11 protein-coding genes are annotated in these 11,849 nt (G+C 67.7%); 2 read left to right on the top strand and 9 right to left on the bottom strand.

Features of this window, described 5'->3' with window-relative positions; genetic code table 11:
- Window positions 1-111: 111 nt before the first annotated feature.
- Both MT490_RS04700 and MT490_RS04695 read right to left on the bottom strand, forming a co-directional pair.
- A complete protein-coding gene (locus tag MT490_RS04700; RefSeq protein ID WP_297384705.1) occupies window positions 112-1,254 on the bottom strand; it encodes an aspartyl protease family protein in 1,143 nt (380 codons plus the stop codon).
- A gap of 55 nt (window positions 1,255-1,309) precedes the next feature.
- Complete coding sequence (locus MT490_RS04695) at window positions 1,310-2,845, bottom strand: ATPase, T2SS/T4P/T4SS family (protein WP_297384704.1); 1,536 nt, start codon at window positions 2,843-2,845, stop codon at window positions 1,310-1,312.
- A 153-nt stretch (window positions 2,846-2,998) separates the two neighbouring features.
- Here MT490_RS04695 and MT490_RS04690 point away from each other — a divergent pair, with 153 nt between their 5' ends.
- Entirely contained in the window at window positions 2,999-3,562 is a 564-nt protein-coding gene (locus MT490_RS04690; protein WP_297384702.1) for a DUF6265 family protein, read from the top strand.
- Here MT490_RS04690 and MT490_RS04685 read toward each other — a convergent pair.
- The 6 genes from MT490_RS04685 to MT490_RS04660 form a co-directional block, all read right to left on the bottom strand.
- Window positions 3,460-3,711 carry an ATP synthase F1 subunit epsilon gene (locus tag MT490_RS04685; protein WP_297384700.1) on the bottom strand — a complete coding sequence of 84 codons (252 nt, stop codon included), beginning with the start codon at window positions 3,709-3,711 and terminating at the stop codon, window positions 3,460-3,462. The genes MT490_RS04690 and MT490_RS04685 overlap by 103 nt on opposite strands.
- Window positions 3,712-3,897: 186 nt before the next feature.
- A complete protein-coding gene (gene atpD / locus MT490_RS04680) occupies window positions 3,898-5,370 on the bottom strand; it encodes a F0F1 ATP synthase subunit beta (RefSeq protein ID WP_297384698.1) in 1,473 nt (490 codons plus the stop codon).
- 27 nt (window positions 5,371-5,397) lie between these two features.
- A complete protein-coding gene (locus MT490_RS04675) occupies window positions 5,398-6,288 on the bottom strand; it encodes a F0F1 ATP synthase subunit gamma (protein WP_297384696.1) in 891 nt (296 codons plus the stop codon).
- A complete protein-coding gene (locus MT490_RS04670) occupies window positions 6,289-6,906 on the bottom strand; it encodes a LysE family translocator (protein WP_297384694.1) in 618 nt (205 codons plus the stop codon).
- Between the two features lie 10 nt (window positions 6,907-6,916).
- A complete protein-coding gene (gene atpA, locus MT490_RS04665) occupies window positions 6,917-8,446 on the bottom strand; it encodes a F0F1 ATP synthase subunit alpha (RefSeq protein WP_297384693.1) in 1,530 nt (509 codons plus the stop codon).
- 11 nt (window positions 8,447-8,457) lie between these two features.
- The gene (locus MT490_RS04660) at window positions 8,458-9,012 is read right to left on the bottom strand and encodes a F0F1 ATP synthase subunit delta (RefSeq protein WP_297384691.1); all 555 of its coding nucleotides are present in this window, start codon (window positions 9,010-9,012) and stop codon (window positions 8,458-8,460) included.
- A gap of 185 nt (window positions 9,013-9,197) precedes the next feature.
- Between MT490_RS04660 and MT490_RS04655 the strand changes: the two genes are divergently transcribed.
- A complete protein-coding gene (locus MT490_RS04655) occupies window positions 9,198-10,106 on the top strand; it encodes a hypothetical protein (RefSeq protein WP_297384690.1) in 909 nt (302 codons plus the stop codon).
- A gap of 160 nt (window positions 10,107-10,266) precedes the next feature.
- On the opposite strand, the gene MT490_RS04650 is transcribed toward MT490_RS04655, so the two are convergent.
- The gene (locus MT490_RS04650) at window positions 10,267-11,748 is read right to left on the bottom strand and encodes a DEAD/DEAH box helicase (protein ID WP_297384689.1); all 1,482 of its coding nucleotides are present in this window, start codon (window positions 11,746-11,748) and stop codon (window positions 10,267-10,269) included.
- Window positions 11,749-11,849 lie beyond the last annotated feature (101 nt).

The following is an 11,849-nucleotide window of genomic DNA, read 5'->3' as shown; positions in this document are numbered from 1 at the left end:
GCCTTTTGCTGCACGATTGGCGAGTCTTTTAGGCGCGCAGACGCGCGCACCCACCCCCTGCCCCTCCCTGCAAGCAGGGAGGGGAGCCTTCAACCTGAATGTCGATCCGCCCTAGTAGAAGTCCGCGAGCGTCAGGTTGCGCGCGGTGCCGTCGCACAGCTCGACGCGCACGGTGCGGCCGGGGGTGCCTATGATCCATTCGATCGCTCCGTCGCTGACGTCGTCGGTGACGGCGACTCCGTCGGCCGAGCAGATCTCCTCGCCGGCTTTCCAGCCGCTCGCCTCGGCGGGGGAGCCGCGCATGACATGGACGACGCGGAGCGCAGCGCCGGTGAACTGGACGAGCAGCCCACTGGTCGAGCGCGGGACGCGCGCGGTGGCCGCCTTTCCGGGAAGGAGGACCATCCGGCCCGCGCGGGGATCGAGCAGGACACGGTAGCGTTGGAGCGTGCCGGTGCCGAGGCGCCCCGCGGCGCCGACCGATGCCGAGAAGCCGTCCTCGCCCTCGACCCGCAGTTCCGCCTCGCGCGGCGCCATGCCGGCCATCGAGAAGGAGGGGACCACCAGCGTATCGGTGACGACCGGGCCGCCCATGCCCCAGCCGAGCGTGGTGGTGACGCGCGCGCCGCGATAGCCCGTGGAGGTCCAGGCGGTCCGGCTGAGCGTCAGCGAGCCGCCGTCGCCGGTATCGACGATGATCGGGCGGAGCGGCTTGCCGGCGACGCTGACTTCGGACTGGTAGACGCCGTTGGGGCTGCGGCGCCGGAGCGGCGCGGTGTTGCCGAGGAACGGCATCCGGCCGCTCGACAGGATGCGAAAGCGGCGCGCGTCATAGTCGATGTCGAGCGCGCAGCAGCTGAGGATGTCGGCACCGACGAGCACGTCCGCGCCGAAGCGGATCTCGCCCGCGGGATCCGAGATGCCGATGCGCCCGCCGGTGCGGGTCAATCCGCCGAAGCGGATCGAGCGGGTATCGGCCCAGGCGACCTCGACCCCACCGCCGATCGCGAGCGCACGCTGGCGGCGCGTGGGCGTCAGTCCCACCGTTCGCGCGAAGCGGCTGGTGACGATGGTGTCGCTGAGCCCGGTATCGAGGATCGCCCAGGCCGAGTGGCCGTCGAGCTCGATCGGGAAGCGGAGCTGGTTGTAGGGCGTGAGCTCGAAATCCACCCAACGTGCCTCGGTATCGCCGGCGAGCGCAGTCGCGGCCTGCGGCTCGGCGAGCGCGAGGACGGGGGCGAGCAGAGCGAGCACGGGCGCAGTCTAATGCGGAAACGGCCGGCCGGAAATCACCGCTTCGCGGCGAGGATCAGAGGCACGCCTCGAGCATCGCCTGGTCGAAGCCATATTGCTTGGCCTTGTCGAGCGTATAGGGGCGCAGGCCCATCGAGCGATACTCGCCGATGATCTTGCCGTCGGCCGACTCGTCGAGATATTCGAACTTGAACAGCTCCTGGGTGACGATCACCGGGCCTTCCATGCCGATCACTTCGGTGACGTTGGTCACCCGGCGCGAGCCATCGCGCAGGCGCTTGACCTGGATGATCAGGTCGACCGAGTCGGCGATCTGGCGGCTGATCGCTTCCTTGGGCACCTTGATGTCCGACATCATCACCATGTTCTCCATACGCGCCAGCGCCTCGCGCGGAGAGTTGGAGTGGAGCGTGCACATCGAGCCGTCATGGCCGGTGTTCATGGCGGCGAGCATGTCGAAACACTCGCTGCCGCGGATTTCGCCGAGGATGATGCGATCCGGGCGCATACGCAGCGCGTTCTTGACGAGATCGCGGATGCTGATCTCGCCCTGACCCTCGAGGTTGGGCGGACGCGTTTCGAGCGGCAGCCAGTGCGGCTGCTGGAGGCGAAGTTCGGCGGCGTCCTCGATCGTCAGCACGCGCTCGCCCGGGTCGATCATCTTCGACAGCGCGTTGAGCATCGTCGTCTTGCCCGAGCCGGTGCCGCCCGAAATGACGATGTTGAAGCGGCTGGCGCCCGCGATCTTGAGCGCGGTGGCCATTTTCGGGCTCATCGAGCCGCCATTGGCCATCATGTCGAGCGTGATCGGCTTGGCCGAGAACTTGCGAATCGAGATCGCGGTGCCGCGCAGGGAGAGCGGCGGCACGATCACGTTGACGCGGCTGCCGTCCTTGAGGCGCGCGTCGGCAAGCGGGGTGGTCTGGTCGACGCGACGGCCGACCGAGTTGCAGATGCGCTGCGCGATCTGGAACAGATGTTCCTCGTCGCGGAACTGGATGTTGGCGAGCTCGAGCTTGCCCTTGCGCTCGACGAAGGTCTGCTCGGGGCCGTTGACCATGATGTCCGAGATGGCCGGATCGGAGAGCAGTTCCTCGAGCGGCCCGAGGCCGAGCAGCTCGTCGACGAGCACCTTCTCGAGCGCGAACTGCTCGCGGCGGTTGAGCGTGAGCTTGAGCTCGGCGAGCACTTCGCCGATGATCGGGCGGAATTCCTCGGCGAGCTCGTCCTTGCTGAGCGTCGCGGCCGCTTCGGGGTCGACGCGCTCGAGCAGGCGCGGGAGCACCTGTTCCTTAATGCGGTGGATCGAGGCCTCGAAGCCCTCGACGCGCGAATTGCCGGCATCGCCCGACGCCGCCTGACGGTCGGCGAGGCGCTGCAGCGCATCGCTGCTGGCGACGCTCGGGCCGGCGGGATCGCGCTCCGCCATCGGATCGGGCGCACCGGCGCCGGGAAGGGGGACGCTGTTGATCGGGGGGAACTGGTCGCCGCCCATCGGCATCGGATCGGAGGGGCGCGGCGCCGGGCCGGGGCCCTGCATCGGGCGCGCGACGCCGAACGCCGGCCGCCCGCCCGCTGCTCCGCCACCCATTCCGCTGCGTCGTCCGAAAGCGCTCATCGGTTAACCTGTAATCCCCGCAATGAGGGAGGCTTAACCGCCAAGGCTTGAGAATTGCCTAACCAAATCCCGCGTGATTGCCGCAGAGCAAGGATCGTGCGACTCTTCCGGCGGGAGGCATTGGCGATGCACTATTGGATTGCCGGGTTGGGATTCGCGCTGTCCGCTGCGACCCCGCAAGAGGAACCGAAGCTACCCGACTGGATGAGCGGCTGCTGGGAGCAGCGCTCCGGCGATCGCTGGACCGAGGAATGCTGGATGCCGCCGCGCGGCGGGATCATGCTGGGAAACAGTCGCAGCGGCACCGGCGAACGCGTCTCCGAATGGGAGACGATGCAGATCGTCCTCAATCAGGAAAATGGGGACGGCCCCGTGGTTCGCATGGCGTTCCTTGCCGCGCCGCGTGGCGGCGATCGCACGATGTTCGCGTGGAGCCCCGGCGATTTGCCCGGCGTGGCCTTCTTCAACGCAGCACATGATTACCCGCAGCGCATCCGCTATTGGCGCGAGGGCGAGCGATTGATGGCGGAAACTTCGCTGGCCGACGGCAGCAAGCCGCGGCGCTGGACCTACCAGCGGATGACGGTTCAGTCCGCCTTCTCGGCCAGTACGGTCAGGCCGCGCTCGTTGACCTCGGCGAATCCGCCCTCGATGCGGATCGTCTCGGGCGTGGTGGCGCCGCTCTTGTAGATTTCGAGATTGCCGTCGCGGATCGTCGACATCAGCGGGGCATGCCCTTCGAGCACGCCGAAATCGCCCTCGGTGCCGGGGACGACGACCATGTGCACGTCCTCGGAGCGGACGAGACGTTCGGGAGTGACGAGTTCGAAGTGCAGCATATTGGTCCCTCAAACCCCTCTCCCGTCGGGAGAGGGTTGCGCAGACTTAGGCCTTGCGCAGCAAGGTCTTAGTCGGAGCTGGGTGAGGGGATCACCCTATCGAGAGCGCGTCCCCTCATCCAACTTCGGCTAGGCAGCAAGCTGCCAAGCCTTCGTATCCTTCTCCCTCTGGAGAAGGTTTGTTGATTACGCCTCGCCGGCGAGCTTCTTGGCCTTCTCGACCGCCTGGTCGATGCCGCCGACCATGTAGAAGGCGGCTTCCGGCAGATGGTCGTACTCGCCGTTCACCACCGCCTTGAACGACTTGATGGTGTCCTCGATCTGCACGAACGCGCCGGGGATGCCGGTGAAGACTTCGGCGACGTGGAACGGCTGCGAGAGGAAGCGCTGGATCTTGCGCGCACGCGAGACGGTCAGCTTATCCTCTTCCGAAAGCTCGTCCATGCCGAGGATGGCGATGATGTCCTGCAGCGACTTGTACTTCTGCAGGATCGCCTGGACGGCGCGGGCGGTCTCGTAATGCTCCTGGCCGACGACGCGCGGCTCGAGCACGCGGCTGGTCGAGTCGAGCGGGTCCACCGCGGGGTAGATGCCGAGCTCCGAGATCGCGCGGTTGAGCACGGTCGTCGCGTCCAAGTGGGCGAACGACGTCGCCGGCGCCGGGTCGGTAAGGTCGTCCGCGGGGACGTACACGGCCTGCACCGAGGTGATCGAGCCCTTGTTGGTCGAGGTGATGCGCTCCTGCAGCGCGCCCATGTCGGTCGACAGGGTCGGCTGATAGCCCACGGCCGAAGGAATGCGGCCGAGCAGCGCCGACACTTCGGCGCCCGCCTGGGTGAAGCGGAAGATGTTGTCGACGAAGAACAGCACGTCCTGGCCTTCGACGTCGCGGAAATATTCGGCGATCGTCAGGCCCGACAGCGCGACGCGGGCGCGGGCGCCCGGCGGCTCGTTCATCTGGCCATAGACCAGGGCGACCTTCGAGCCCTCCGAGATCGCGTTGCCGTCGGCGTCCTTGGCGATGACGCCCGCGTCGAGGAACTCGTGATAGAGATCGTTGCCCTCGCGGGTACGCTCGCCGACGCCGGCGAACACCGAGGTGCCGCCATGGCCCTTGGCGATGTTGTTGATCAGCTCCTGGATGAGCACGGTCTTGCCCACGCCGGCGCCGCCGAACAGGCCGATCTTGCCGCCCTTGGCGTAGGGGGCGAGCAGGTCGATGACCTTGATGCCGGTGACGAGGATCGCGCTCTCGGTCGACTGGTCGACGAAGAGGGGGGCCTCGGCGTGGATCGGCGCGGTCTGCTCGGCATTGACCGGGCCGCGCTCGTCGATCGGCTCGCCGATCACGTTGAGGATGCGGCCGAGCGTCTTCGGGCCGACGGGCACGCGGATCTGCGAGCCGGTGTCGGTGACGGTCTGGCCGCGGGTCAGGCCCTCGGTCGAGTCCATCGCGATCGTGCGGACGGTGTTCTCTCCGAGGTGCTGCGCGACCTCGAGGACGAGGCGCTGGCCGTTATTGTCGGTCTCCAGCGCCGAGAGGATCGCCGGCAGGCCGCTCTCGAACGCGACGTCGACGACGGCGCCGATGACCTGCGAGATGCGGCCGACATTGTTGGTGGTCGCCTTGGGGGCGAGGGTGTCTGCGGCGGTTGCCATCGTCTGCTTCCTTGCTTCTGATCTGTCTTAGAGCGCTTCGGCGCCCGAAATGATTTCCACCAGCTCGGTGGTGATCGCGGCCTGGCGGGCGCGGTTATACTGGATCGACAACCGCTTGATGAGGTCGCCCGCGTTGCGCGTGGCGTTGTCCATCGCAGTCATCTTCGAACCCTGCTCGGACGCGGCGTTCTCGCGGATCGCGCGGTAGAGCTGGATCGCGACGTTGCGCGGCAGCAGGTCGGCGAGGATCGATTCCTCGTCGGGCTCATAGGTCACCGCGGCGGTGACGGCGCCCGACGACGCCGTCTCGGCGCCGCCCTGCGGCACCGCGACCGGGATGATCTGCTGCTCGGTCGGCTCCTGCGTCAGCACCGACTTGAAGTTCGAATAGAAGAGGTGCGCGACGTCGAACTCGCCCGCCTCAAAGCGCGCGATCAGATCGTCGGCATAAGCGCGGGCGTCGGCGAAACCGAGCTTGCCCAGGTCGCCCGGCTCGATTCCGTGGACGAAGCTCTTGGGGAAGAGCCGGTTCAGCACCGCGCGGCCCTTGCGGCCGATGGTGTAGAACTTCACCGTCTTGCCCTCGGCGATCAGCTCCTGTGCGCGGCGACGGGCGAGGCGGGCGATGTTGGTGTTGAACGCGCCGGCCAGACCCTTGTCCGAGGTGGCGACGACGAACAGGTGCACCTGGTCCTTGCCGGTGCCGGCGAGCAGCTTGGGCGAGCTCTCGCTCACCGTCACCTTCGAGGCGAGGCTGGCGACGACGCTCTCGAGGCGCTGCGCATAGGGACGCCCGGCCTCGGCCGCTTCCTGCGCGCGGCGCAGCTTGGCGGCGGCGACCATCTTCATCGCCTTGGTGATCTTCTGGGTCGACTTCACCGAGCCGATGCGGATCTTGAGGGCCTTCAAACTTGCCATTTACGAATTCCGAGCAAGGGCCAGACGGCCCGCGAGACCAATGAATGCCGCACCGAGCACGCCTTCGACCCAGCGCATCGCGTTGCTCGCCTTCGCGGCGCGGCCCGCGCGGGCGGCGACGAAGGCGATGCCCGCGAGCCAGAAGCCGCCCATCACATAGGGCACTGCGATCAGCAGCGCACCCTTGAGCGGGGCGTCAGGGCCGGTGCCGACGAACTGCGGCAGGATGGCGAGGAAGAACAACGCGACCTTGGGATTGAGCGCCGTGGTGAGGAGACCCTGCCAGAAGGGCTTGCCGAGCGCCGGCGCCGCGGCGGTGGCAGGTGCCGGCTGGATCGCGCCGCGGATCAGCTTGAAGCCGAGCCAGGCGAGATAGATCGCGCCGGCGGTCTTCACCACCGTGAACAGCGTCGGGAAGACGGCGAGGACGCTGAGAAAGCCGAAGCCGCACAGCGCCATGTACCATAGCCCGCCGAGCACCACGCCCGAGACCGCCGCCAGGCCGGCCCGCACGCCTCCCCGCGCCGCGTGACCCGCGACGAGCATGGTGTCCGGGCCCGGCGTCAGCACGAGGCCGACGCTGAGCAAGGCCCATGCGAGGAGGGAGTGGTCGGCCACCGGCGTCCGATCAGGCGAAGGTCGTGCCGAACGCGGTCAGCGCGTCCTTGAGCTTGCCCTTGGTGTCGTCCGACAGGTCCTTGGTGTTGCGGATGTCCGCCAGGATGTCGGCATGCTTCGAGCGCATCTCGGCGAGCATCGCCGCCTCGTAGCGGACGACGTCCTGCACCGCGACGCTGTCGATGAAGCCCTGCGTGCCGGCGAAGATCGACACCGTCTGCTCCTCGAAGGGCAGCGGGTTGAACTGCGGCTGCTTGAGCAGCTCGGTCAGGCGTGCGCCGCGGTTGAGCAGCTTCTGGGTCGAGGCGTCGAGGTCCGAGCCGAACTGCGCGAACGCGGCCATCTCGCGATACTGGGCGAGCTCGAGCTTGATCGAGCCGGCGACCTTCTTCATCGCCTTGGTCTGCGCGGCCGAGCCGACGCGCGACACCGACAGGCCGACGTTGATCGCCGGGCGGATGCCCGCGAAGAACAGGTCGGTCTCGAGGAAGATCTGGCCGTCGGTGATCGAGATCACGTTGGTCGGGATGTAGGCCGAAACGTCGCCCGCCTGCGTCTCGATGATCGGCAGCGCGGTGAGCGAGCCGCCGCCATTGGCGTCCGACATCTTGGCGGCGCGCTCGAGCAGGCGCGAGTGGAGATAGAAGACGTCGCCCGGATAGGCCTCGCGGCCCGGCGGACGGCGCAGCAGCAGCGACATCTGGCGATAGGCGACGGCCTGCTTCGAGAGATCGTCGAACACGATCAGCGCGTGCATGCCGTTGTCACGGAAATACTCGCCCATCGCGGTGCCGGTGTACGGCGCGAGGAACTGCAGCGGGGCGGGCTCCGACGCGGTCGCGGCGACGACGATGGAATATTCCATCGCGCCATTCTCTTCGAGCGTGCGCACGAGCTGCGCGACGGTCGAGCGCTTCTGGCCGACCGCGACATAGACGCAGTAGAGCTTCTTCTTCTCGTCGTCGCCGGCGTTGACGCCCTTCTGGTTGATGAAGGTGTCGATCGCGACGGCCGACTTGCCGGTCTGGCGGTCGCCGATGATCAGCTCGCGCTGACCGCGGCCGACGGGAACGAGCGCGTCGATCGCCTTGAGGCCCGACTGCATCGGCTCCGAAACCGACTGGCGCGGGATGATGCCCGGCGCCTTCACTTCGACGCGGCTGCGCTGATCGGTGACGATCGGGCCCTTGCCGTCGATCGGATTGCCGAGGCCGTCCACGACGCGGCCGAGCAGGCCCTTGCCGACGGGGACGTCGACGATCGTGCCGGTGCGCTTGACGGTGTCGCCTTCCTTGATCTCGGCGTCCGAGCCGAAGATCACGACGCCGACATTATCGGCCTCGAGGTTGAGCGCCATGCCCTGCACGCCGTTGGCGAACTCGACCATCTCGCCGGCCTGGACGTTGTCCAGCCCGTGGATGCGCGCGATGCCGTCGCCGACGCTCAGCACCTGGCCGGTCTCGGAGACCTCGGCGTCGGTGCCGAAGCTGGCGATCTGGTCCTTGATGACCTTGGAGATTTCTGCGGCGCGGATATCCATTGTCTTAGCCTTCAGCCTTTCATCGCGTGCGCGAGGGAGTTCAGTCGGGTCTTGATCGACGAATCGATCATCTGGCTGCCGATCTTCACGACCAGGCCGCCGAGGAGCGAGGGATCGACCGAAAGGTCGATATTGACGTCGCGGCCGAGCCGGGTGCGCAGCTGCGCCTTGAGCGCATCGACCTGATCGGCTTCGAGCGGGTGCGCCGACGTCACTTCGGCGGTGGTCTCGCCGCGATGCGCCGCGGCCAGCTGGCGGAACGCGCGGATGATCGCGGGCAGCTGGGCGAGGCGGCGGTTCTGCGCGAGCACGCCGAGGAAGTTGCTGGTGGTCTGATCGAGCTTCAGTGCCTTCGCAGTCGCCGCGACGGCCTTGGCGGCGTCGCCGCGGCCGATCAGCGGGCTGCTGGTGAGCGCCTTGAAGTCGGCCGATTCGTCGAGCGCCTGCCGCACCGTGGCGAGGCTCGCCTCGACCTTGGGCAAGGATTTCGAATCACGCGCAAGCTCGAACAGAGCGGTTGCGTAGCGTCCGCTTAGACTGGCCTGGATACCGCCGGAATTCTCCACGCGTGTCGGTTCCTCTTGGAGGGTTCGGAATTGGCCCCATGCAAAAAAGGGGCACGCCTGGAAGGGCGCCCCGATGGGTCGCGGCGCGGTTAGCATCGGTGTCACGGGGATGCAACCCGACTCCTCTGGACAAGCGGACGCGGAGATGATGCTCTAGGGGCGCGGGGATAGAATTGGGGGGAAAGATGAAGCGCAAGGCATTGCTGCTGGCGGGCGCGCTGGCATGGGCGGGACTCGCACAGGCCGAAGTGCTGGAAGTCACCGGGGAATTCCCCGCGAACCATCGCGAGGCGAGCTTCCTCGAATCGATTTCGGTCGATCGCTTCGGCGGGAGCGACGGCACGGCGCTGCAGATCGCGATCGAGCGCGCGCTCGGCGGCAGCCAGTTCGAGCTGCTCGGCGGCCGCACCGGTCGCGACACCGCCGAGGGCGCGATCTCGGGAAGCGTCAACTCGGGTGTCGACGAGAGCAGCTTCACCAGGAAGGAGAAGCAGTGCGTCTCCAAGGACGACAAGGGCAAATGCCTCAAGGAGGAGCAGGTCGAGGTTCGGTGCAAGCGCCGGATCATCGACGTCAAGGCCGACATCCGCATCGTCCGCAACACCGACGGTCGCATCCTCTATTCGCAGCCCAAGCCCTTCCGCGACGAAGTCGAATGGTGCCGCGGCGATAGCCCGGCGCGCACCACGGAGGATGTGATCGAGGGCGCGATCCACGACATCGCGGGATCGCTGCGCGGCGACATCGTGCCGCATGTCGACACCTACAAGATCCGCGTGCGCGAGAACACCAAGGGACTGTCGAAGGAAGCGGCGGGGCGCTTCAAGGAACTGGTCAAGCTGACCAAGCGCGATCCGCAGGGTGCATGCCGGGGTTGGGAGGCGATGCAGGTGGAAGCCGCCGGGTACCCATCGGTAGTGTTCAACCTGGGCCTCTGCGCCGAGCAGCGCGGCGAATATGAGAAGGCAGTGGCGCTCTATCAGGACGCGATCCGCGCCGGCGCCAACGAGGGCCGCGAGGGCGCCGAGCGCGCGAGCCGGCTGATCGCGGGCCGGGAGGATGCGCGGGAACGGGCGAAGCGGCGGCGGGGGTAGAGCGCCGTACCACTGTGGGCCGCTTCAATCCTCCCCCGCCAGGGGGAGGTGTCGCTGAAAGCGACGGAGGGGGAGGAAGCACATCGCTAGCCGGCGTGCTTCCTCCCCCTCCGTCATGCTGCGCATGCCACCTCCCCCTGGCGGGGGAGGATTTGATTGATCAGCGCCCGCGGCCGCCGGCACCCGCCGGGCGTGCCGGGCGGGCGTGGAACTTGCCCTTGGGGCGGGCATAGTTGCGGGGCTTCTCGCCGCGCTGCTGCTCGCCCTGCGGCGCGTCGAAGCGGCGCGGACGCGCTTCGCCATTCGCTTCGGGACGCGGCGCATCATGGCGGCGCTGCTGCTGGTCGCCGCGCGGGCGATCGTCGCGGCGTTCGCCCTGACGCTGGCCCTGGCCGTGGCGCTGGCCGCCGCCGGGACGGCCATGCTGCATCGCGCGGCCGTTGCGGCCGTTCTGCTCGTCGCGGCTCATCGGAGTCGGCGCCCTCGTCGACTTGATCTTGGCCGCTTCGTTGACGAAGCCCTCGGGCAGCGGCTGGACGACCAGCTTCTGGCGGGTGAGCTTCTCGATGTCCTTCAGGTACGGACGCTCGTCATCGGCGCAATAGCTGATGGCGAGGCCGGTCGCGCCGGCACGCGCGGTGCGGCCGATGCGATGGACATACTGGTCGGGCACGTTGGGCAGCTCGAAGTTGAACACATGGCTCACGCCCGACACGTCGATGCCGCGCGCGGCGATGTCGGTCGCGACGAGGATCTTGACCTTGCCCGAGCGGAACTCGCCCAGCGCGCGCTCGCGCTGCGGCTGGCTCTTGTTGCCGTGGATCGCGTTCGCCGCGATGCCGTTGCCGGCGAGCAGCCGCACGACGCGGTCGGCGCCGTGCTTGGTGCGGGTGAAGACCAATGCGCGATCGATGCTCTCGTCGCGCAGCGCGATCGTCAGCAGCGCCTGCTTCTCGGCCTGCGCCACGAAGGTGACGTGCTGCTCGACGCGCTCGGCGGTGGTCGCCTCGGGCGTGACCTTCACTTCGACCGGGTTCTTGATGAACTGGCCGGCGAGCTCGCGGATCGACTTGGGCATCGTCGCCGAGAAGAACAGGGTCTGTCGCTTCGACGGCAGGTCGCGGACGATCCGCTTGAGCGCGTGGATGAAGCCGAGATCCATCATCTGGTCGGCTTCGTCGAGCACGAGGATCTCGATGCCGAGCAGGATCGCATAATGCTGATCCATCAGGTCGACGAGGCGGCCCGGGGTGGCGACGACGATGTCGACGCCGCGGGCGAGATCGGTCTTGTTCTTGTGGATCGACGTGCCGCCGAAGATGGTGGCGACCGAAAGCCGGGTGCCCTTGGCATAGTGCCGGGCCTGGTCGGCGATCTGGCTGGCGAGCTCGCGCGTCGGCGCGAGCACGAGCATGCGGCAGCCGCGCGGCTGGGCACGCTTGTTCGACGCGACCAGCCGGTCGATCGACGGGAGCATGAACGCGGCGGTCTTGCCGGTGCCGGTCTGGGCGATGCCGAGCAGGTCGCGCCCTTCGAGCAGCGACGGGATCGACTGCGCCTGGATCGGCGTCGCCTCGCTGTAACCCTTGGCGGCAAGCGCGGCGAGAACGGTCTCCGAGAGACCGAGTTGGTTGAATTGCATTATGGACCTTACGAATACGGCCGGCGCGCGCACGACAAAAGGGCGCACGAAGGCGGGGTCAAAAAATTGACGACCCGCGTGACTAGGGAAGCCGTGGAACA

Origin of the sequence: Sphingomonas sp. (assembly GCF_026460985.1) — a bacterium.
Taxonomy (GTDB): Bacteria; Pseudomonadota; Alphaproteobacteria; order Sphingomonadales; family Sphingomonadaceae; genus Sphingomonas.
This window is presented reverse-complemented; position numbering and strand designations above follow the sequence as displayed.